The organism is Pseudomonas sp. PNPG3, assembly GCF_023093815.1.
GTDB classification, from domain to species: domain Bacteria; phylum Pseudomonadota; class Gammaproteobacteria; order Pseudomonadales; family Pseudomonadaceae; genus Aquipseudomonas; species Aquipseudomonas asiatica.
This window is the reverse complement of record NZ_JALLKV010000271.1, coordinates 1-258: the sequence shown is the minus strand read 5'-3', so window position 1 is coordinate 258 and position 258 is coordinate 1. Positions and strand designations below refer to the sequence as shown.

Here is a 258-nt window from a genome sequence, read left to right as displayed (position 1 = left end):
CGTCGTCGAGCGCCTGGCCGGCTGCGGCCATGCCGAAGATGATGAAGTCGTCGACCTTGCGCTGGTCTTTCGGCTCCATCCACTTGTCGGCATTGAATGTGTCGTTGCTGCCGTCGCCGCGCACGACCGTGCAGGCATATTTGGTCTGCAGATCGGAGACGTCGAAGCTCTCGATCCTGCGCACACCGCTTTCGCCGTTGAGGATGCGTTTCCAGGTCGGCTCGACGCCGCAGCCGAGCGGCGACACCATGCCGAGAC

At 63.6% G+C, this 258-nt stretch carries 1 protein-coding gene; it reads right to left on the bottom strand.

Annotation, left to right across the window (positions count from 1 at the left end):
* The coding region (locus MJ643_RS31005; RefSeq protein ID WP_282103308.1) for a beta-ketoacyl synthase N-terminal-like domain-containing protein at nt 1-258 on the bottom strand (258 nt) is incomplete at both ends.